The sequence below is a fragment of the Brevibacillus sp. GCM10020057 genome, assembly GCF_042683565.1.
GTDB lineage: Bacteria > Bacillota > Bacilli > Brevibacillales > Brevibacillaceae > Brevibacillus.
Genome location: NZ_JBHUJW010000024.1, coordinates 78,024 through 97,727 on the forward strand (window position 1 = coordinate 78,024; position 19,704 = coordinate 97,727).

20 protein-coding genes and 3 pseudogenes are annotated in these 19,704 nt (G+C 46.4%); 10 read left to right on the plus strand and 13 right to left on the minus strand.

Annotation, left to right across the window (positions count from 1 at the left end; translation table 11 throughout):
- Positions 1 to 455: 455 nt before the first annotated feature.
- The 6 genes and pseudogenes from ACFSO0_RS08820 to ACFSO0_RS08845 all read right to left on the minus strand — a co-directional run bounded on the left by ACFSO0_RS08820 (position 456) and on the right by ACFSO0_RS08845 (position 5,559).
- A complete protein-coding gene (locus ACFSO0_RS08820) occupies positions 456 to 1,805 on the minus strand; it encodes a hypothetical protein (protein ID WP_376879063.1) in 1,350 nt (449 codons plus the stop codon).
- A 58-nt stretch (positions 1,806 to 1,863) separates the two neighbouring features.
- Complete coding sequence (locus tag ACFSO0_RS08825; protein WP_376879066.1) at positions 1,864 to 2,937, minus strand: Atu2307/SP_0267 family LLM class monooxygenase; 1,074 nt, start codon at positions 2,935 to 2,937, stop codon at positions 1,864 to 1,866.
- A gap of 25 nt (positions 2,938 to 2,962) precedes the next feature.
- Positions 2,963 to 3,913, minus strand: coding sequence for an aldo/keto reductase (locus ACFSO0_RS08830; RefSeq protein ID WP_376879069.1), 951 nt, complete (start codon positions 3,911 to 3,913; stop codon positions 2,963 to 2,965).
- 235 nt (positions 3,914 to 4,148) lie between these two features.
- Complete coding sequence (locus ACFSO0_RS08835) at positions 4,149 to 4,562, minus strand: TetR family transcriptional regulator C-terminal domain-containing protein (protein WP_376879108.1); 414 nt, start codon at positions 4,560 to 4,562, stop codon at positions 4,149 to 4,151.
- 3 nt (positions 4,563 to 4,565) lie between these two features.
- Positions 4,566 to 4,721, minus strand: a pseudogene (locus tag ACFSO0_RS08840) (TetR/AcrR family transcriptional regulator); the annotation flags it as partial.
- Between the two features lie 124 nt (positions 4,722 to 4,845).
- Positions 4,846 to 5,559: a ketopantoate reductase family protein gene (locus ACFSO0_RS08845; RefSeq protein ID WP_376879071.1), complete on the minus strand. Its 714-nt coding sequence runs from the start codon at positions 5,557 to 5,559 to the stop codon at positions 4,846 to 4,848.
- Between the two features lie 142 nt (positions 5,560 to 5,701).
- Between ACFSO0_RS08845 and ACFSO0_RS08850 the strand changes: the two genes are divergently transcribed.
- The 3 genes from ACFSO0_RS08850 (at position 5,702) to ACFSO0_RS08860 (ending at position 8,519) form a co-directional block, all read left to right on the plus strand.
- Positions 5,702 to 6,280: a TetR/AcrR family transcriptional regulator gene (locus ACFSO0_RS08850; protein ID WP_376879073.1), complete on the plus strand. Its 579-nt coding sequence runs from the start codon at positions 5,702 to 5,704 to the stop codon at positions 6,278 to 6,280.
- A gap of 692 nt (positions 6,281 to 6,972) precedes the next feature.
- On the plus strand, positions 6,973 to 7,914 hold the full coding sequence (locus tag ACFSO0_RS08855) for a tyrosine-type recombinase/integrase (protein WP_376879110.1): 942 nt from the start codon (positions 6,973 to 6,975) through the stop codon (positions 7,912 to 7,914).
- A complete protein-coding gene (locus ACFSO0_RS08860; protein WP_376879075.1) occupies positions 7,911 to 8,519 on the plus strand; it encodes a tyrosine-type recombinase/integrase in 609 nt (202 codons plus the stop codon). Before ACFSO0_RS08855 ends, ACFSO0_RS08860 begins: the two co-directional genes overlap by 4 nt.
- On the opposite strand, the gene ACFSO0_RS08865 is transcribed toward ACFSO0_RS08860, so the two are convergent.
- Positions 8,454 to 9,161: a ketopantoate reductase family protein gene (locus tag ACFSO0_RS08865; RefSeq protein WP_376879078.1), complete on the minus strand. Its 708-nt coding sequence runs from the start codon at positions 9,159 to 9,161 to the stop codon at positions 8,454 to 8,456. The genes ACFSO0_RS08860 and ACFSO0_RS08865 overlap by 66 nt on opposite strands.
- A 208-nt stretch (positions 9,162 to 9,369) precedes the next feature.
- On the minus strand, positions 9,370 to 9,636 hold the full coding sequence (locus tag ACFSO0_RS08870) for a TetR/AcrR family transcriptional regulator (protein WP_376879080.1): 267 nt from the start codon (positions 9,634 to 9,636) through the stop codon (positions 9,370 to 9,372).
- A 187-nt stretch (positions 9,637 to 9,823) separates the two neighbouring features.
- Between ACFSO0_RS08870 and ACFSO0_RS08875 the strand changes: the two genes are divergently transcribed.
- Both ACFSO0_RS08875 and ACFSO0_RS08880 read left to right on the plus strand, forming a co-directional pair.
- On the plus strand, positions 9,824 to 10,717 hold the full coding sequence (locus ACFSO0_RS08875; protein ID WP_376879082.1) for a ketopantoate reductase family protein: 894 nt from the start codon (positions 9,824 to 9,826) through the stop codon (positions 10,715 to 10,717).
- A 93-nt stretch (positions 10,718 to 10,810) separates the two neighbouring features.
- The gene (locus ACFSO0_RS08880; protein ID WP_376879084.1) at positions 10,811 to 11,800 is read left to right on the plus strand and encodes an NADP-dependent oxidoreductase; all 990 of its coding nucleotides are present in this window, start codon (positions 10,811 to 10,813) and stop codon (positions 11,798 to 11,800) included.
- A gap of 245 nt (positions 11,801 to 12,045) precedes the next feature.
- Here ACFSO0_RS08880 and ACFSO0_RS08885 read toward each other — a convergent pair whose 3' ends face one another.
- Positions 12,046 to 12,777, minus strand: coding sequence for an SDR family oxidoreductase (locus ACFSO0_RS08885; protein ID WP_376879086.1), 732 nt, complete (start codon positions 12,775 to 12,777; stop codon positions 12,046 to 12,048).
- Positions 12,778 to 12,795: 18 nt separating this feature from the next.
- Entirely contained in the window at positions 12,796 to 13,050 is a 255-nt protein-coding gene (locus ACFSO0_RS08890; protein ID WP_376879089.1) for an Atu4866 domain-containing protein, read from the minus strand.
- A gap of 179 nt (positions 13,051 to 13,229) precedes the next feature.
- On the opposite strand from ACFSO0_RS08890, the gene ACFSO0_RS08895 reads away from it, so the two are divergent.
- Positions 13,230 to 14,147 (plus strand): AraC family transcriptional regulator, encoded by a 918-nt coding sequence (locus ACFSO0_RS08895; protein WP_376879091.1) that lies wholly within the window; start codon positions 13,230 to 13,232, stop codon positions 14,145 to 14,147.
- A 317-nt stretch (positions 14,148 to 14,464) separates the two neighbouring features.
- Positions 14,465 to 14,614: pseudogene (locus ACFSO0_RS08900) on the plus strand (phage tail protein); the annotation flags it as partial.
- Between the two features lie 226 nt (positions 14,615 to 14,840).
- Here the strand turns inward: ACFSO0_RS08900 and ACFSO0_RS08905 are convergent.
- A complete protein-coding gene (locus ACFSO0_RS08905) occupies positions 14,841 to 15,290 on the minus strand; it encodes a MarR family winged helix-turn-helix transcriptional regulator (protein WP_376879093.1) in 450 nt (149 codons plus the stop codon).
- A gap of 183 nt (positions 15,291 to 15,473) precedes the next feature.
- Between ACFSO0_RS08905 and ACFSO0_RS08910 the strand changes: the two genes are divergently transcribed.
- A complete protein-coding gene (locus ACFSO0_RS08910; protein WP_376879096.1) occupies positions 15,474 to 16,316 on the plus strand; it encodes an alpha/beta fold hydrolase in 843 nt (280 codons plus the stop codon).
- Between the two features lie 356 nt (positions 16,317 to 16,672).
- Here the strand turns inward: ACFSO0_RS08910 and ACFSO0_RS08915 are convergent, their stop codons facing one another.
- Positions 16,673 to 17,239 carry a TetR family transcriptional regulator gene (locus tag ACFSO0_RS08915; RefSeq protein ID WP_376879099.1) on the minus strand — a complete coding sequence of 189 codons (567 nt, stop codon included), beginning with the start codon at positions 17,237 to 17,239 and terminating at the stop codon, positions 16,673 to 16,675.
- Between the two features lie 160 nt (positions 17,240 to 17,399).
- On the opposite strand from ACFSO0_RS08915, the gene ACFSO0_RS08920 reads away from it, so the two are divergent.
- Together ACFSO0_RS08920 and ACFSO0_RS08925 are read left to right on the plus strand one after the other, a co-directional pair.
- Entirely contained in the window at positions 17,400 to 18,158 is a 759-nt protein-coding gene (locus ACFSO0_RS08920; RefSeq protein WP_376879101.1) for an SDR family NAD(P)-dependent oxidoreductase, read from the plus strand.
- A gap of 21 nt (positions 18,159 to 18,179) precedes the next feature.
- Entirely contained in the window at positions 18,180 to 18,932 is a 753-nt protein-coding gene (locus ACFSO0_RS08925; protein ID WP_376879103.1) for an SDR family oxidoreductase, read from the plus strand.
- 343 nt (positions 18,933 to 19,275) lie between these two features.
- On the opposite strand, the pseudogene ACFSO0_RS08930 reads toward ACFSO0_RS08925, so the two are convergent.
- Positions 19,276 to 19,578, minus strand: a pseudogene (locus tag ACFSO0_RS08930) (ATP-binding protein); the annotation flags it as partial.
- Between the last annotated feature and the right edge of the window lie 126 nt (positions 19,579 to 19,704).

Genomic DNA, 19,704 nt, shown 5'->3' on the forward strand with positions numbered 1-19,704 from the left:
ATTGTGAAAATTTGGCCGGGATTTTTAATTCCTCAAAGGTGCTTTAGAGACTTTTCGGCGTTGACATCAAACCGATCCCCATGTTGATGCTCATCAAAGAAAATTTCCCTAAGAATGTTTGTCTCCATGACTACATTATAAAAACTTAAAGAGGAGGGCGATTTCCCCTCCTCAAAATTTATACTCTCTTATCCGTTGAAATATGAGGGACACCCCCTTCAAATGGATACATTACAGTCTTTTGATGAATATCTGCCGGCAGTTTTCATGAAATCATAACCTACAATACCGTCCATCTCCAAACCGTACTGCATGCTCCGGATTTCCACCTAGAAGCGATAACTTATTTTCGGTTATTGGACTTTGATAAATGAATATCGCTATCTTTTGTTGTAGATTGAAACAAAGCGACGAGTGAATATACCCTACTGTCAATCTCTCATTGACATAGGCAATTAACTGTTCAAAGTATCATTTATTGTATAAACCCCGCCTTGTCCCTCTTCCACTATATAAACATCAAAATTATTTGATCCCCACATGACAAATCTAAATTCCTTTCCCCGAGGGGCTCTCAAATGTGATGTTTTAAAATGACTGGCTGTATTATTTGTTTTGCCAAGTAGAGAGACTGACCGGTCTTCTGCTGCTACTAGTAAACCTTTATCCAAACTTTCAGTATCGTCATAGAAATGAAGCATATGATGTATGTCAGAAGTATCGGCTGGAACCGCTCTGACAGCTACACCACCATCTGCCGTATTAGCGATGGTAAATCTGTTACCATCTTTCAGTTCCAATTCATGTTCATGCTCGGAAACATATCGTTCTACACGTCCGGTTTCGAGGTTGTAAAATAACTCGGCTGACAATGTATTCGGCCACATCCCATTCACCTCGGAACCATCCGCTAAAGTCGCCTTGATAAAATATAAAATCGTGGTTTCGCTGGGCATTCGACTTGCAGGGATCAACTTGGCAGTAGCCTCGCTAATCCAGCTTTTGATCACAGAATCACTCGCTTGGATGTCCTTTAATCCCCATCCTAAGCGGAACAAAGCGATCTGAGCTTGGGATAAAGCATAGTATACTCCCAGCCGAGGAATGATACGTTCAAATGTGGTTATCGTTTTGCCCATGGCTGTAATCGTCTCTGATGTACCTGACGCTGAAATTCCGTACGGAGAAACAACTTCTGCTTTAAAATGAGAGTCAAGAAAGATAAGTTCACCCTCACTCTTATTCAACATAATCTTAAGTGTAGGGTTTGCAGTTCCTTCACTATGAATCTCTATAGCTCTGTTCAAGCCAGTAGGTTCTCTATACTTGCCTGTGTCGGAAATCTTACCGAATCGTCTCACCAATAAATGATCCAGATTCTCTAGCAAAAGATTTCGATTCGCCTCATTGCTTATTGATTCAGCATCAAGTCCCAATAATCTAGCAATCCCTTCGGGCTGAAAAGGGTCTACTGGATGGTTCATCGTTAGCGCAAAGTGTTCCTTAAGCCGCCCAGATAATAAGTTTAATTCTGATTCCAGCAACAAATCGCAAAGATGTGACACATCCTCGTTCAAATACATATATACGAAACTCTCATTTGCAATAATCGTCCTCAATACGTTCGCAAGATACATGTCACCTATCAAATAATCAGAACCGACTTGTAGAGCAAGACGTCCATCATCTGTAAATCCACCTCTAACCGATGGCAGAGCAAGTTCAACATGATGATCTAACTTCAAAGCAACCCCAGGTTCCGTGGATGTACTCTCATTGTCGTCAATTGCTGACTTTTGTTTCATACGCATCGAACCCCCCTAATATATGACTGCCCAAAGACTCCCCCGAAGGGACGGATGCTTAAGCGTTTGTCTGCTTGTTTTCTTTTGCGATTTCTTTGCGAACAATCGGCGCCACGCGGGTGCCAAACAACTCAATGGCGCGCAGGACTTCACGATGAGGCATTGTGCCAATATTCAGATGCAGGAAGAAGCGGTTGGTTCCTAGCATTTTGCGGACGTGAAGAATCTTCTCTGCAACATATTCAGGATCACCTACATAGAGGGAACCATCCATCTTGCGATTCAACTCATAGGATGCTTCGGTGTATGGCGCCCATCCCAACACTCTGCCGAGTTCGTTCATTTGAACGACCTGGTAAGGTCGGTGTAACCGAACCGCCTCCTCGGTTGTTTCACTAACGAAACCGTGCGAGTGTGTCGCAATTTTAAGCTTACTTACATCATGGCCTGCACTCGCAGCTGCTTGTTTATACAATTCAGCTAATGGAGCAAATCTTTCCGGGTTTCCGCCAATGATCGCAAAGACAATAGGCAATCCCAACGCTCCTGCTCGAATAGCCGAATCCGGTCGTCCTCCAGATCCAATCCACACCGGAAGCGGGTCTTGGACGGATCGCGGATAGACGCCGAGATTATGAATCGCCGGGCGATGACCGCCTCGCCAGGTGACTTTTTCCGAAGCTCTAACCTTGAGAAGCAACTCAAGGTGTTCTTCAAACAATTCGTCGTAGTCCTTTAAGTCGTAGCCAAACAACGGGAACGAATCAACAAAGGCGCCTCTGCCGACCATAATTTCAGCCCGCCCATTACTGATGCTGTCCAGCGTTGAAAATGATTGATAGACGCGAACCGGATCATCCGAGGAAAGGACGGTAACAGCACTCGTGAGCCGAATTCGCTTGGTTAAAGCAGCTGCCGCAGCAAGGATGACGGCTGGAGCCTCGGAGGCAAAATCAAACCGTTGATGTTCTCCGATCCCAAACACATCAAGACCAGCCTGATCAGCAACAACGATCTCTTCGATCCCGTTTCGAATCCGCTCGGGATGGCTGATCCGCTTGCCCGTTACAGGATCTGGCGAAGTTTCCAGAAAGGTGTTAATACCTAGTTCAAAATCTATGGATTCAGTCATGATGATCCTCCTTCATTTTCTGTAATTAACGATGTCCGGCAGCCACGTTTTTGTGTGCGATTTGATTGAGACGTTGAAGGTCCGAATCTGTAAGTTCAACCTGCAAAGCCGCAATATTTTCTTCTAAATACTTTCTTCTTTTCGTTCCTGGAATAGGCACAATATCGTCGCCTTGCATCAAAATCCATTTCAACGCCAATTGGGGCGCAGTGCATCCCTTTTCCGCCGCCATCTCTTTAATCCGAGCAACAAATTGAAGGTTTTTCTGTAAGTTCTGTCCTTGAAATCTTGGGAAGTTTCGTCTTACATCGCTGTAATCCAAATCCTCGTATCGCTGAATTGTCCCGGTTAGGAACCCACGTCCAAGCGGGCTGTAGGCGACAAATCCGATGCCAAGCTCTCTGAGAGTAGGAAGAACTTCGTCTTCAATGTCTCGGGACCATAAGGAATATTCCGTTTGCACTGCCGAAATTGGATGAACTGCATGTGCTCTGCGGATTAGTTGAGCCGGGGCTTCCGAAAGACCGATATAACGGACCTTCCCTTCTCTCACCAATTCAGCCATAGCCCCTACCGTCTCCTCAATGGGGGTATATGGATCGATCCGGTGCAGATAATACAGGTCGATATGGTCAACACCTAATCTGCGCAAGCTTGCTTCGGCAGCTGCTTTAACATAGCTCGGGCTGCCGTTATAGCCCCAATAGCCTCCATCACGTACGACCCCGAACTTGGTAGCCAGTACGACCTCGTCACGCCGATCCTTAATCGCTTTTCCTACCAGCTTCTCATTTTCTCCGTCACCGTACAGATCTGAGGTGTCCAAGAAGTTTACACCAAGGTCCAATGCTCGATGAATCGTCCGTATCGATTCCTGTTCATCCCGGTCACTACCGTAAAAATCAGACATCGTCATGCAGCCTAATCCCATAGCTGAAACTTCCAGACCGCTTGACCCAAGGGCTCTTTTTTCCATAAATATCTCTCCTTTGTCATTTTGTTTAGTATGTCCAGAAAATCGCATTTCGGAATGCTTTACATTGCTTAGATCTTTAGTGGTTATAAGCCTCACCCCTTTTTAATCGAACGTTCGTTCAAGGCATTATAAAATTCAACTGCATTATCGAACGTTCGATCAAATTGATGCAGGTTAAAGCCAACTCATTAATTTGATCGAACGTTCGATCGATAAAGATTGAAAAAGCGGCTGTTCATGCTTTAATCGCATCCCAGCTCATTTGAATCATTTTGTCGATGTTGTCAGGGGTGAATTCATACTCACCGTTGATATACTCTTTTCCCATTTGGACAAATGGCAAGCAGGAGTAAGTAACGAGAAGATTCGTTTCCGAATCCTTGAACAGTCCTTCCTTAATCCCCCTTTCGAATAAAGGATACATCGGCTTGAATACACCACCGTTTTGATCTTTACAGGTTTTTTGGATAAACGGCGAATCAAGAAACTGTTCCATCAGCAGAAAATTTGCTTGATTATTCACGATATAACTGGAATAATTACGCAAGATCTTCTCAAAGGCAGCCTTGACTGACATGTCCGCCGTTACGCCAAGAAACATCTTCTCATGCATTTGTTCCTTGAGCTTAAAGTATAACTTAATCAGCAAGTCTTCTTTACTTTCAAAATAAAAGTAAATAGTCGACGAAGAGATGTTCGCCCTTTTCGCGATTTTGGACATGGATATATCGGATAGCCCAATTTCATTGAGAAGTTCAATTGTTGTCTGATAGATCAGTTCGGATTTGTTATCGGATCTATTTTTCATGATTACAGTATAATCGAACGTTCGATCAAAGTCAAACTTTTTTCAAACAACATACACATGTTATTCATATTAAGGGGACGTGGATGTCAATGAAATAGTGGTCCGCCCCAGAGCCCAAGGTTAGTCACCGCCGGATAGATACCTTTTTATGAAACATCTCATCTAATAACATAATTTCTGCCCTTTGGCTGACGGCATGGTTCCCGAGCTTTACATCAATGATAAAGTCATTGCTTAGCATCTGGCGGTAACGGGTAATAATCTCGTTGTCAGGCAATTCTCCCATTGCCTTCGTTTCGGATGGGATTACCGGAATTCCAGCTTGCTCCACCAGGTGAATATTTTGTTTAATCTCTGCGGCGATTTTGCTTAGAGTGCTCACACTTCTTGCCGTCTCTATATCCACCATTCCGTCATTCGTATAGAAATGCTTGTTCGTAATAGCCAACGCAGTATGCGAAATATGGAAAGCCAGAATGTCTTTTTGGATTTCAAAATGCAAATCCACCGATTCAAATTTTTGGGCGAGTTCTTTCACTCTTTCGGTAATCAGTCCATTTATTTCACCAAAAATGGTTCCTTGATGTTTTTCGGAACCGAATTGGGCGTATAGAACATCCTCTTTGATGTCTCCACCCGCACCGGGAAATCCCGGGAGTAAACGGTCCCCCACGATTTCAAGCCAGCTGTCATATCCAACGGTGTTAGTCAAGGTGACAATGGTTTTGCTTCGATTATTCTTGATCGCAGTTAGGGCGGATTCGGCCTGATCATATCGTACGGGAACAAAAATAAAATCATAAATGTCGTCGTGATCAAGCTTTTCTATCGTCTTCATGAATTTATCACAAATTGTTTAAGCAACATCTGTTTGATAAAATAATATTACTGTATTCTCATGAATACAACAGACAGATTCAGTGGAAAGTTGCATAGACAACAAATTGTGATAATTTGCTGTTTTAGAAGGGGGAATCCATTTGGTAAATCAGCAAGATCCAAGGGTTATGCGCACACGACAGTTAATAAGAGAAGCCTTTAGAGATTTGTTGCGGAGTAAAGAATTTGATGCCATATCCGTAAAGGATATCGCTCAGAAAGCTACCATTAACCGCGCCACCTTTTATGCCCATTATGAAGATAAATATGCTTTGCTTGAAGAAATCACAGAACAGGTGTTTCGTGAGATGGTTCCTGAGCAAGTGATGAATGCACGGGAGTTTACAGTTGAAATATGTGACCAGTTGATCTTGCTGACACATCGCTACATCTTGGATTTTTATCAGATTTGCAGAATGGATTCCAAATCGATTGCGGAGCTTGTGGATGAAAAAGTAAAGAAGATGCTGCAGCAAATCATTGAAAGCATTTTTTCAAAAGGGCACTATACGGACCGCCGCCAAATAAAAGTGATTTCGGCGATGACAGGCTCAGCGATCTATGGCGCTGCGCATTATTGGTTAACGGTTGGGGAAAATAATCGAACCGATTTACTAGTAGACATGGTTCGTCCCTATGTAATGAACGGTCTGGGGTTGTATAGCAATTCCGTTGAATAAACGAATCGCCCCGGCGCCTTCAGGTTGATTCTTACCCAGGTTCGCCAGTCTACACCTTTCTCCGAACCCCTTTGCCTTTCAGCCCAAAAAGTATCCCCTGTCATTTGCCATACGGGGGATACGCTTCTTGATTTTCTTAAACTAATAGCTGTGTTTTGGTTCATTATTGGAATGTTGCAATTCACGAACGAATGTTCTATACGAGGGATAAGAACATTAGTTCGTATAGATGTGCTATGGAACTCAAAGAGTTTACTCGTCATCTGCAAAACCTTTCGTCCGCTGAACGCAAGAGTATGGAGACCATCTTGTTTCCTTTCAGCATCTTCGGTATCTTCCGGTGGTTGGGCACATCAACAAAAAGGCTCACAAATCACGCAAATGTGATTTATGAGCCTTACGTTTTGAATATGGTGCGGTCGAGAGGACTTGAACCTCCACGGTGTTGCCACCACTAGAACCTGAAATTGGTGTACCGGTTTGGAGGTGAAAGAGAAAAGCGCACCTCCCTTAATCCCTTATGGGACAAGGGGTTTCAGGTTTTTTCCAAAACTGTTCCAGAAGCAAAAAACGGCTGCTTTTTCGGCGGTTTTTGGCGTGCTCATACGTCTCGTTCATTGGCGCGACAATCGGCTCCAGCAGCGCACAACATTTCCCTCACCAATAACTGACGAGGAAGGGATGTTGTGTCGATGTCCAATTTGTCTGTCTTATCCTTTTCAGAAGCCGTTCATTTGTTTCTTCAGGAATGCAAACTCCGCAATTTGACGAAGACGACCTATGCGTTCTACAAATTCGGTCTGCGGACTCTGGAACAATTTCTGGACGAAACCAAGCTCGATTTCGCCAATCTGACCCCTTTCGATTTGAGCAATCGATACATGAAATATCTGCTCGATCAAAAGCTCGCTCCCGCCACGATTCGAGGACGAATCGCTTCCTGCCAAGTCTTCTTCAAATTCCTCTGGCAGTACGGGTACACCTCGACCAATCTGGCTGCCGATCTGAAATTGATCAAAGCAACGAACCGAGCCATTTTCACATTTTCCGAAGAACAAGTCGCCGCGATTCTAAGCCAGCCCGATGTGAACACCTTTACGGGCTTGCGCGATCATACTATGATGCTGGTCCTCCTGGACACCGGCATGCGGTTAATGGAATTAAGCCGCATGCAAGTACCCGATATCGATCTCGCTGTTGGAACGATTCGAATTCCTTCCGGAAAAGGACGAAAGCCCCGCATCGTTCCGATCCAAAAAAAGTGCCAGTATCAACTGAACCGTTATTTGCGGGAGCGGGGAGAACTGCCGTTTGATGACTGTTGGATCACCCTCAATAACACGCCGCTCCGTTATGAAGCCATTAAGCGCCTAATCATCCTTCATTGCAAAGCGGCTCATATTCAGGGAACCCGCGGCTCCGCCCATACGTTCCGCCACACAATGGCCAAATCGTATTTGCTGAATGGCGGTGACGCCTTCTCTCTGATGTGCATTCTCGGTCATACCAACATCGAAATGACCCAACGCTATGTCGACCTGTTCAGCCAGGATTTGCATAACCAACATCAGAAGGCAAGTCCGATTGAAGCCCTTCTGTCCAAACATGCTGCCGAAAGCGGGGTGGAAGCATGAAACGGCGCAATAATCTCCTTCAAACCGCCGCAGTTCCGGAAACTGAAGCGCAACCGGCAAAAGTCATCACGTACGAACAAGCGACAAAGGCGTATTTAATGCATAAACGTGCTTTGAACTTGTCGCCGCGGAGCTTGGAATTTTATGAGGAATTCTTTCGCCATTTCCAAAGGACGTTTCAAAAGCAGAACATTCCATTGGATTTGCAGCGAGTGACCGCTCGTCAAATCAAGACGCACTACATCGGCTATATGCTGGACCATGGACTGGCAAGCCATACAATTAACAACCGCATTCGAGCCTGCAAAACCTTTTTCCGGTTCTTGTATGAAGAACGTCTGGTCACCCAGCCTGTATTCGATCAATTGCGTTTGATTGTGGCCGAGAAAAAGATGATCCAAACGCTGACGAAGGAGCAAGTTCTCGTCCTGCTTCATCAGCCGAATCGCAAAACCTTTTCAGGCTTGCGGGACTACACGATCATGATGCTGCTGCTTGAAACGGTGAACCGTACCATAAATAGGGTGAATATTCGGTTTTCAAGTGTATTTATCAGCCACCTTATCCTTAAACTTATTTTCCAATTTGTCCCAGTTAGGAGTTAGGACACGGGTTTCCTTCCAATGTCGAAACACGCGGCCCAAAGCGATAATTTCGTCTACAGAACCGTTAACCTGTCGACTGATGGGCAGCCAGTGATAAATCTTCATAAACAAGCGCATGAGCATCGGCCATTTGCGGATTAGTGCATCTTGTTTCGCCGGTGTCAGTGGATAGTTTAAGGCTTCTAGCACGCTAAAGCCTTCGTCCATAGCGGTGATCATTTGCTGCAACAACTTGTCATCTTTGGCGATTTTCTTCATTTGGCTTTCGTGTATAACCGTTACATAGTTAAGCGCAACGATAGGCACGATATGATTCTTAAGCCAGGCGTCTATATTCTCGTGATAGATAAGCTTATACTTGGTTTTTGCGAAAGCCTGATGTAATTTAGACTCGAAAGGAATCGGACCATCCAGTCCTCCGAGCACCATCTGCCTTCCTCCTCCGCGAATACAGATGATTCGCCCGTCCTTCCGGCTGCCCGCACTTGTTTGGAATCCAAAGGCGACATTTTTCGGTGATTTACTATGCTCCTTCAAATAATTTTGCATTTCATGGGCATCGGTATTGTTCCCTATGATGATGTTAAAGCTTCTATTGTTGGCTAATATAGGAAGAACGGCCGGAAAATCCGTATAGGTCATGACGACAAAGATAAGATCGTAATGATCACCTGCCTTCAGATATCTGCTGGACCAGTGTATCGAAACCTACTTGCAGCTATTGTTTGAAAGCTGTCTGCCTGACGGATCCCCGAGCAAGATTCCGTCCAGAGCATTACTGCTTCGCACTTTCGAGTTTTTGGAATGCAACAGCTAGGTTTATTCCACACTTCTTACAAACAAAGGAGTATCAGCATTTCGAAAGAAAATGATGGAGATAATGGATATAGGCATTAAAGAGTATATCGATAACAGCGACGCTGACCCGAGTATTAACCGGGAAATCCTCGGTCGTGACTTCGTCAAGCAAAGCATATTTATCTTCAAAATGGGCATAAAAGGTGGCACGGTTAACTGTAGCTTTCTGAGCGATATCTTTGATGGTGATTGCATCAAATCCTGTGCTATGCAATAGATCTCTGAACGCTTCTCTAATTAACTGTCGTGTTCGCAACACTCTTGGATCTCATGATTTACCATTTCAATGTCCCCTAATTAAACATCAAATTTCGAAATATGTTGCCTATGCAACTTTCCGCTAACTCTGCTGGTAGAAATGATAAGCATACGGTATTATCATAATTCTATCAAACAGGTGTTGCTTAAACAATCTGTGATGAATAAATTTGGAAGGAAGGAACAACATGAGCACTAAACCACAAAGACTTCTGATTTTTGGCGCTGGCGTGATTGGCAGTGTATATGCACTTCGATTGGCACAGTCGGGACTGGACGTCACGATGCTGGCACGAGGAAAGAGACTGGAAGTGCTGAAAAGGGACGGTCTGAGATATAACGATAAGGGAACGATAAAGCAAATACCGATCAAGACGATCGAAAAACTGGATGACGACGACATTTATGATTTCATTTTGGTCCCAGTCAGGTATGATCAGGCCGAGTCGGCCCTGTCTGCGATCAAGCATAATCGGAGCAAGAATATCGTCACCTTAACTAACACCGTTGGATATGACTCTTGGCTTGAGATCGTGGGTGATCGTTTACTTCCGGGCTTCCCGGGCGCCGGCGGAGACATCAAAGACGATGTTCTCTATGCCCAATTCGGTTCTGAAAAACATCAAGGAACCATTTTTGGTGAAATCAATGGACAAATCACCGAAAGAGTGAAAGAACTCGCCAAAATATTGGAATCGGCGAATTTGCATTATGAAATCCAAGAAAATATTCAGGCATTCCATATTTCGCATACTGCGTTGGCTATCGTCAACAAGCATTTCTATGCGAAAGACGGAATGGTGGATCTTGAGACGGCAAGAAGTGAAAACACCCTAAGCAAGATCGCCGCAGAGATTAAACAAAACCTTCGCCTGGTAGAGCAAGCCGGAATTCCGGTAATCCCACCTGAAACGAAGGCATGGGCAGAAATGTCTGACAACGATATTATTGCCCGTTACCGTCAGATGCTAAGCAATGACTTCATCATTGATGTAAAGCTTGGGAACCATGCCGTCAGCCAAAAAGCAGAAATTCTGTTATTGGATCAGAAGTTTCATGAACGGCTATCTGGCGGGCGATGATCTTATCAGCGGTTCTATAAAGAACGGCGGGCGGATCATTTAACTTCCCTTGAGGGAAGGCAATTTAATGGGTAATCGAAGCGGAGGATCATCATGAAAGCTATTGCCTTGACAAAATTTGGAACACCAGAAGCGTTGGAGGAACTGGAAGTGCCGATTCCCGCACTCTCTGACACGCAAGTTCTCGTCGAAATGCGTGCCTCTTCCATCAATCCTGCGGATATCCTATTTCGCAGTGGCGCGATTCTTCAGAATCCGATGGCCGATAAATTTCCGGATAAATTTCAATTGCCGCTTGTTCTTGGCAGTGAAGTAGCCGGCATCGTCAAAGAGGTTGGCGGAAAAGTGCGTCATTTCAAGCCGGGGGATCGTGTCATGGGCATGGTTCATGAGGGCGGTACTTATAAGGATTATGTTGTGGTGGAAGAAGATCTTCTTGCCGTTATCCCTGAGGTTCTTTCCTTCGAAGAGGCAGGCGCCGCACCTACGGTTGCCCTAACAGCTTGGCAAGGGCTGTTTGAGCATGGCCGTCTTCAACCGGGACAACGCATCCTTGTACAAGGCGGTGCCGGAGGCGTGGGACATGCGGCAATCCAGTTGGCCAAGCAACATGGAGCGTATGTTATCGCGACAGCGAGGGAATATAATCATGAATTCGTTAAAGGACTCGGTGCGGACGAGGTGTTAGACTACACGAAAGTCGATTTTGCCGCCCAGATCACCGATCCTGTTGATATCGTATTTGATTCCGCGATGGACTCAGCCACTTTCGGCACCGGGTTGCTGGGGGAAATTGGAGAGAAAAACTACTCGGTCATCAAGGATGGCGGAACCTATATTTCAGTGGTGGCATTCGGGATCAATCAACATCCGAAGGTCCGTGACATTACCGCATATTTCTTCCAGGCAAGACCTAACCGCACCGATTTTGAATCCATAGTTCGTCATATGAAAGAGAATAAATTGAAAATCCATATCCATGAGACCTATCCCTTTACTGCCCAAGGGCTGTTTCAGGCGTACCGTAAAAGCGAAGAGTCGCCGAAACGGGGGAAAATCGTCATATCGAAAAACATGGAATAAACCACGAATGTATTCAGAAAAAACTCGGCGACCTCTCCACGGTGGAATACCGGGAATGCAGGGGTCATCGGGCCTCCGATCCCGCTTTTTCCCGAGGTTGGGGCAACGTAGCCTTTCTCTTTATTGAATACCTCGGCTTAGCTAAACAAACGGCGATCCTCCGTTCTGGGAGAATCGCCGTTTCTGAATTCTTGCGATGTGAATTGTTAATGGATTCCCAGTGAACAATCCCTTGGGATGTTTTGTTACACGCGAGGGCGGATCACCAGTTCATTTACATCGACGTTTTCCGGCTGCTCGAGGGCATAAGCGATGCCGCGGGCAATCGCAGAAGCAGGCAGCGCGATGCGCCGGTATTCTACCATAAACTCTTTGGCTTCGCGATCTGTGATGGTCTCGGCCAGCTCGGACTCCGTAACCCCCGGAGAAACCAGCGTCACGCGGATGCCTTGCCCTGCAACCTCCTTTCTTAAGCCATCGGTGATGGCCCGTACAGCAAATTTGGTGGCACAATAGACCGCAGCCGTTGGCGTCACTTCATAAGCTCCGATCGAGGCCACATTGATGAAGTGTCCAACACCTTGCTTCTTCATGATCGGCAGCCCGGCGGCAATCCCGTGAAGCACACCGCGGATGTTGACATCGATCATCCGGTTCCATTCCTCAATCTTGAGGGCTGCCAAAGGGGAGAGCGGCATCACACCAGCATTGTTTACTATAGCGTCCACTTGTCCAAATTGGTCAACGGCCAGTTGAACAATGTCCTGCATCTGGTCCAAATCTGTCACATCCAGCCGTTGCACGGCAACCGAAGCTCCATCTTTTTGCAGGGAAGAGGCGAGGGCCTCAAGTTTCTCTAAGCGCCGGGCTCCAATGACGACGTTAGCGCCTTTACTGGCAAGTTCACGGGCTGTGGCTTCACCAATCCCGCTGCTGGCTCCGGTAATGATCACTGTTTTTCCTTGAAGTGTTGTCACCTGATATCGCCTCTTTTCCTAATGTTCTCGATAGAGGACCATACCCGCATGATATAAGACCCCATTAATAAAATCCCCGTCTGCCGTAAAGCCGGTGTCGTCCACATATTCGATATGATCGCCCTCGATGGTGTAGCTCCCTTGGTAGGCGCTTTTGCGATTTCCGCGGGCTTCAACGTAGCGGCCGTTCGGCAGCAGTTCGTGACGGATATAGCCGTCTTCGGTTACCCACATCCCGACATAAGGGTGCGGAGCTTCATTTTTAGTATTCATGAGATTCTCTCCTTCCAATCTTAGAGTGTTTGATCACCTTCATTATGGGTTGAGGAGATCTTACGGCGGTAGCGGGATGGCACACGAAACTTGCCTAATTCTCCAAAACATAATAGGATAGAACGTAAAGACGCAAATAGGGTAGAACGTAAAGACGTCAAAATGGAGAAGTGATGCGAATGGGAGAACAACCTGCGGAGAGAATTCAAGAATTAGCTAAAATCATAGGTCAGTTGGTGCGAGAGGATGGAACGCATGAAATGGAGATTCCGGGCTTGTCCTTGATTCGGACCTCCCAGATTTCCGACCGGGTCCATTCGGTATATGAACCGTCACTCTGTATCGTGGCCCAAGGTTCCAAGGTTGTGGTGTTGGGGGAAGAGAACTATCGATATGATCCGTGCAGTTATTTGATCGCTTCAGTCCACTTGCCCATTACGGGTCAGGTGCTGGAAGCATCCCCCGAAGCGCCTTACTTAAGCTTGCAGCTGGGTTTTAATATGGGGCAGGTCCTCGATGTGTTGCGTTGCTCGGGTGAAATCAAACGAACGAAACGGTCGCCTGGGCGTGGTCTCGTGGTCAGTCGGATGAACGATGCGCTCCTCGACGCCGTTCTCAGACTGGTGCGGCTGCTGGATGCCCCTCAGGACATTCCGGTACTTGCCGAAAGTGTTATTCGCGAGGTCATTTACCGCGTTGTTCAAGATGAGCAGAATGCGGCGTTAAAGCAATTTGCCCTCATTGGCAGCCATGCGCAGCGAATCACGAGGGTGATTGAACGGCTGAATCGTGAGTTTACGCAGCCCCTGCGTGTGGAGGAATTGGCGGAGGAGGCGCGGATGAGTGCGTCCTCTTTGTATCATTATTTTAAAGAAGTGACGGGCATGAGTCCGATCCAATACCAGAAGCAACTTCGGCTCCAGGAGGCACGAAGGCTGATGATCGCGGGGGGGCTGGAAGCCGCGGAGGCGGCCTTTCAGGTGGGATATGAAAGCCCTTCGCATTTCAGCCGGGAATATGCGCGGAAGTTTGGGCTGCCTCCAGGGAGAGACATCCGGCAATTACGCAAGACGCTGGAAGTTTGGAATCCTGCTTAAAAACATCGCCGTCCCTGATCCCTGCTTGGATCTGAACGGCGATTTGTTTTGGAGTCCCCCGTGGGACAGTATGTGCTATCTGTTGGGAGCGGTCGTTGAAATTGCTGTATTAAGGCTCTGATCGGGCAAGCGCCGGCAGGCTCGAAAGGTTGCCGCCACGACGAGGATGCCGATGAGGAGCGTAATGATACTTGCAACATGCAGCATGGACTGAGCTCCCGAGACGAAGGCGCTGATGATGGCGGCTTGTTGACTAGGGGTCGCCGCAATAGCATCTGTGACCGTATGCGTAGATCGCTTTTGGCCAAGTTCTGCCAGAGCTGAATCATTTTCAAGTGGAAAACATCCGGTGGGCGTTCGTTTTCTATGAGGATGGTTTAGCGGTAAACGTTATGTACACCCTGGACGATCCGAAGAAGCGGGCCGTGGGCTTTAAGCTATCCGAAGGCATGGAGGTTCCTAAGGAGCATTCATAATTTGCGAAATTTGGCATTGGGAGAAGGAGGGGCTGATCACCTCGACCCGACACCCCGTCAGCAGGTATCGAATCTATTCGGAGACGGGATTATGAAGGATTCTGGTGATCAGCAGCTTACGCAAAACGTACATTATATCGAGAATCTGCGGGAGCTTTTGAAGGACTAGGAAATGTTCTGGTTCTCCAAGATCGATCGTGCCTTCCAGGTTGCTTTTTTATTTTTTCGCCGCGGCATTCACTTGCTGCAGCAGCAGTTGAATGCTGTCATTGAGTTGGTTGATCTCCTTGAGATTCATATCTGTAGCGTCAATCAGTGACTGCGGAACACAGGTCGCTTTCGCTTGAAGCGCCTTCCCTTTCGGCGTGATCAGTACATTTACCACCCGCTCGTCGATGGAATCGCGTTGTCGTTCAATGAGTCCGGCGGCCTCCATCCGCTTGAGCAAGGGTGTTAAGGTGCCGGTGTCCAGATCCAACGCTTCTCCGAGCTCTTTAATGGTGCTCTTCTCCTTCTCCCATAAGGTGACCAAGACCAGATACTGCGGGTAGGTTAACCCCAGCTCATCCAAATATGGGCGATACATCCGCAGGATGGCCCGGGAGCAGGCGTAGAGTGAAAAACAAAGATGTTCTCCCAATTTTAAGTTTTGTTCTTTCGTATCCAAGACGATGCACCTCGATTAGCTTTATTTATAGGGTTCACCTTCATCATAGCATATGATTCAAAAGGAATTTATATTTTTTGCAATTTAATTGTTGACAATATAACACAACGAGGGTATGATGTGAACATAAACATTGTGCACAATATAATTTCAAAAAACACAAAATATATGGAGGGATTCAAAATGGCAAAAGTTACAGTAGGACAAGAGAATGGACATCCGGTGGAGCTTCATTATGAGGATGTAGGTTCTGGGAAACCGGTGATTTTGATTCATGGTTGGCCGCTGAGCGGAAGATCTTGGGAGAAGCAAGTGCCGGCTTTAGTAGAAGCTGGATACCGGGTAATTACGTATGATCGCCGCGGGTTTGGTCAGTCGTCGCAGCCTTGGAACGGGTATGATTACGATACCTTCGCAGCCGATCTGCATCAGTTGATCACGCAACTGGACTTACGTGATGTTACTTTGGTTGGATTCTCGATGGGCGGCGGGGAAGTGGCTCGCTATATCGGAACTTACGGGACAGACCGAGTGAAAAGAGCGGTTTTTGCAGGTGCGGTTCCACCGTATCTGTACAATTCTGCAGATAACCCAGAAGGAGGCCTCGACGATGCAACCATTAAAGCGTTCGAGGACGGTGTGAAGGCAGACCGGCTGGCTTTCCTGGATACGTTCACGACGAACTTCTTTGCAGCTGGAGGCCGAACCGACCTGGTCAGCGAACCATTCCGCTTATATAACCGCGATATTGCGGCATTTGCTTCTCCGAAGGGGACACTGGATTGTATCGCGGCGTTCGCCCGTACGGACTTCCGAGGCGATCTAGCCAAATTTAACATTCCAACGTTGATCCTGCATGGGGATTCGGATGCGATCGTACCGCTCGAAGTCAGTGGTCAAAGAGCGCATGAGCTAATTGCTGGCAGCGAGCTCGTGGTGATCAAAGGCGGTCCGCACGGATTTAATGTGACCCACGCAGATGAGTTCAACGCCGCGTTGGTGAAATTTTTGCGGGACCATGATTAATGAGCCGATAAGGCAACAAAAGGAAAAAGGCAGGGACAAAACTAGTCTCTAAAGCAAGCAAGAGGTGAAATCTACGTGCAGATTTCACCTCTTGCTCATTTTGAAGTCTAATTATGCAATAATTTCTCCATTATACAAATCTTGAATATTCGAAAGATACAATAATAAAGCCGCATTGTTGCATGATCCGCTGTACGACTTTGTGATTGACCTGAAGTGTACGATTGATTAAGCCTGTTATTTTCGATAACCTAATCTAAAACCGATGTAGTTGCCCCTCACGATACCAACGCAAGATATACGTCAATACCATTACATGTGGGAGGAGATTAGATGGTGCCAAATTCATACCAACTTTATTCACCTTTAGAAATCAGACTAACGGCCCTGGCAATGGCCTCCTTCGTTTCTGTTGGAAAGTTCACGGCATCCGGATCGTGCGAGGGCCCGAAAGGATGAGTTGGCGTCCAGGCGGTTGCTAAAGCCATGACGGCAGTCAAAAGAAAGCCGGGAGTGAATGTCTTTCCAACCAGACCTTCGTTTTGTGCATCCATTATCGCTTTAATTTTCTTGTCGCGCACCGAGGCACGCTCGGTTAGGTTAACTGCTTTCCGCTCTAAACTGTACCATGACATTAACCTTACAATTTGTGGATTCGTCATAGCCCAATCGAATACTTTTATCGCATAACCCGCAAGATCCTCAGGTGTAAAAACAATTTCCTCATAAACACGTGTTAAGTGTCTTTCGAGAACGGTTGTAAAAAGCGTTTCTTTATTCTCAAAGTAAACGTAAATTAAATTCTTATTGCAACAAGCGTTTTTAGCAATGCGGTCAACACGTGCTCCTGCAATACCATAGGAAGAGAACTCATCCAAAGCAGCCTCCATAATCTTCTCTTTTGTTGACTCTGCGTTTCTCAATTGGTGTCTCTCCTTATTCAAGCATTAATTTAGATTTTCATTATATCACAATAACATAGTTGACTAACTAGTTAATTAATATTATTATATAACCAACCAGTTAGTTATACGATAAGGTATACTTTCTGGTGAGACTCTAACAAAGAATGGAGAATGCACAATGACACAAACCAACCCCAAAATAGCAATCGTTACAGGCGGAAGCCGGGGTATTGGCAGAAGTACTGTTTTATCCCTTGCAAGCCACGGTGTTGATTCAATCTTCACATACCGTTCTAATCAAGAAGAAGCGGAGAAAGTTGTCTCCCTGATCCGGGAAACCGGACGCAAAGCCATTGCCTTACAATTTGATGCCGGCAATGTCCGTACTTTTGACGCCTTTGTACAAAGCGTACAAGGTGCGCTAAAAGATATGGGGGCTACAAAATTTGACTACCTCGTGAACAACGCAGGTATCTCTCACCATAACTCATTCGAGAAGACGACGGAGGAAGAATTGGATCGTTTGTACGAAGTACATTTCAAGGGAGTCTTCTTCCTGACACAGAAATTGTTGCCGCTTATCAATGATGGCGGCCGGATTGTAAACATCTCCACCGGTCTTACTCGCTTTGCGGTTCCGGAAAGTGGTGCTTACGCATCTGTGAAAGGTGCCATTGAGGTTCTCACCAAGTACATGGCAAAGGAGCTGGGACCACGCGGAATCACCGCCAACGTTGTCGCTCCGGGTGCTATCGCAACAGATTTTAGCGGGCTCCGTACCAATGCTGAATTAAAGAAGCTTATCGGGGGCATGACGGCGCTCGGCCGTGTCGGCGAACCCGAGGACGTTGGAGAGGCTATCGCTTCGTTGCTGTCTGACGAAAATCGTTGGGTTAATGCCCAGCGCATCGAGGTTTCGGGAGGCATGTCTCTCTAACCTCATAAGGGGGCGCATTTCTTGACCAACCTAAGAAACAAAGTAGCATTGATAACTGGATCGGGGCGAGGAATCGGAAAAGCAATTGCAGAAAGATATGCGTCTTTAGGCGCTGATATTGCCGTTAATTATACGAACGATAAAGCCGCCGCTGAAGCTACCGTTTCCAACTTGCAGGCATATGGAGTGAAGGCGATCGCTATTCAAGCGGATATCAGCCAAGTAGCAGAGGTTCGGAAATTGTTCCGAACCACACTGCAGGAATTTGGGAGAGTGGATATTGTCGTTGCGAACGCAGGCATAGAGCTTGTAAACCTCCCGGCAGTTGATATTACGGAAGAACAATATGACAGACTATTTCAAGTCAATACCAAGGGTGCATTTTTCACCATACAAGAAGCGGCAAAACACGTAGCGGATAACGGGCGCATCATCTACGTTTCATCAAGCACGACCACTAGTGCTATGGCTGGATACGCCTTATACGGCAGCAGCAAGGTAGCACCCATGTATCTTGTCGAGGCGCTGGCGAAGGAAATCGGATACCGAGGTGTCACTGTGAATACCATCGTACCGACTGTTATAGAAGGTGCGGGACTATGGACAAACCCAGAAGATAGAGCACAACTTAGAGATGCTCTTATCCAAGCCCATCCCATGCGGCGATTAGGCACGTTGGACGATGTGGCAAATGTAGCCGAATTTTTCGCGAGTGACCTATCCTCCTATGTGAGTGGGCAACGTTTGTTAATTAGCGGCGGTGCTCTTCAGTAATGAAGCTATTTTGCCCCGATGAGTGACACAAAATAATGGTAAAAAAAGGTTATTGTTTGCTTGCATTGTTTGCTTCTACCATAGCGGTAGTACATAACTCTAAATAGAGTTTCTACTACCGCTTCTTTGTATTCGATTTCTCAAACCACAAACCGCACCTCAATCTTCTCCAAAACGTTATACGGAACCGCAATGCGCTGAACCGTATCATAAGTGACGGCAAGTTTTTTAGTTTTGCTAAGACCTTAAGCAGGGAATTTGTGGTATATTGTCTGTGTTTTGCAAGTAGAAAATGCTCAGTTTTGCAGCCAAAATTGCCTAAGCACTTGCCAGCCGTTTGTAACTACAGAGGAATTCTATCCATTGCCTGCTTGAAACGGAAGCTTTCGCCCGTGAATGAGAGGATATGAGCGTGGTGGATCAAGCGATCAACGAGCGCCGATGTGAGCTTCGTGTCTCCAAACACCGACGTCCATTGGCCAAACTCCAGGTTGGACGTAACGATCACACTCTGTTGCTCATAGCAATCCGCGATCACGTTAAACAATAACTCAGATCCGGTTTGGCTGAACGGCACGTAGCCAACTTCATCAAGAATGAGTAAATCTATCTTTTTCAATTTCTCTCGAAATCGGCTGAGTGTTCCCAGAGCATCACCACTGCTGCACCCAAGCGAAAGGCCTCAAATCCTTGCTCCGGCAGGGTAAGCAATTTACGCCGATCATCCTCCCACAGATCTGCAATGCAACGATTTAGGGCATAATGCTGACGA

Bases quoted from the DNA above. Each gene is read 5' to 3' on its own strand.
- ACFSO0_RS08820 (WP_376879063.1), bottom strand. From the start codon at position 1,805: ATGAAACAAAAGTCAGCAATTGACGACAATGAGAGTACATCCACGGAA.
- ACFSO0_RS08825 (WP_376879066.1), bottom strand. From the start codon at position 2,937: ATGACTGAATCCATAGATTTTGAACTAGGTATTAACACCTTTCTGGAA.
- ACFSO0_RS08830 (WP_376879069.1), bottom strand. From the start codon at position 3,913: ATGGAAAAAAGAGCCCTTGGGTCAAGCGGTCTGGAAGTTTCAGCTATG.
- ACFSO0_RS08845 (WP_376879071.1), bottom strand. From the start codon at position 5,559: ATGAAGACGATAGAAAAGCTTGATCACGACGACATTTATGATTTTATT.
- ACFSO0_RS08855 (WP_376879110.1), top strand. From the start codon at position 6,973: ATGTCCAATTTGTCTGTCTTATCCTTTTCAGAAGCCGTTCATTTGTTT.
- ACFSO0_RS08860 (WP_376879075.1), top strand. From the start codon at position 7,911: ATGAAACGGCGCAATAATCTCCTTCAAACCGCCGCAGTTCCGGAAACT.
- ACFSO0_RS08865 (WP_376879078.1), bottom strand. From the start codon at position 9,161: ATGACCTATACGGATTTTCCGGCCGTTCTTCCTATATTAGCCAACAAT.
- ACFSO0_RS08875 (WP_376879082.1), top strand. From the start codon at position 9,824: ATGAGCACTAAACCACAAAGACTTCTGATTTTTGGCGCTGGCGTGATT.
- ACFSO0_RS08880 (WP_376879084.1), top strand. From the start codon at position 10,811: ATGAAAGCTATTGCCTTGACAAAATTTGGAACACCAGAAGCGTTGGAG.
- ACFSO0_RS08890 (WP_376879089.1), bottom strand. From the start codon at position 13,050: ATGAATACTAAAAATGAAGCTCCGCACCCTTATGTCGGGATGTGGGTA.
- ACFSO0_RS08895 (WP_376879091.1), top strand. From the start codon at position 13,230: ATGGGAGAACAACCTGCGGAGAGAATTCAAGAATTAGCTAAAATCATA.
- ACFSO0_RS08910 (WP_376879096.1), top strand. From the start codon at position 15,474: ATGGCAAAAGTTACAGTAGGACAAGAGAATGGACATCCGGTGGAGCTT.
- ACFSO0_RS08920 (WP_376879101.1), top strand. From the start codon at position 17,400: ATGACACAAACCAACCCCAAAATAGCAATCGTTACAGGCGGAAGCCGG.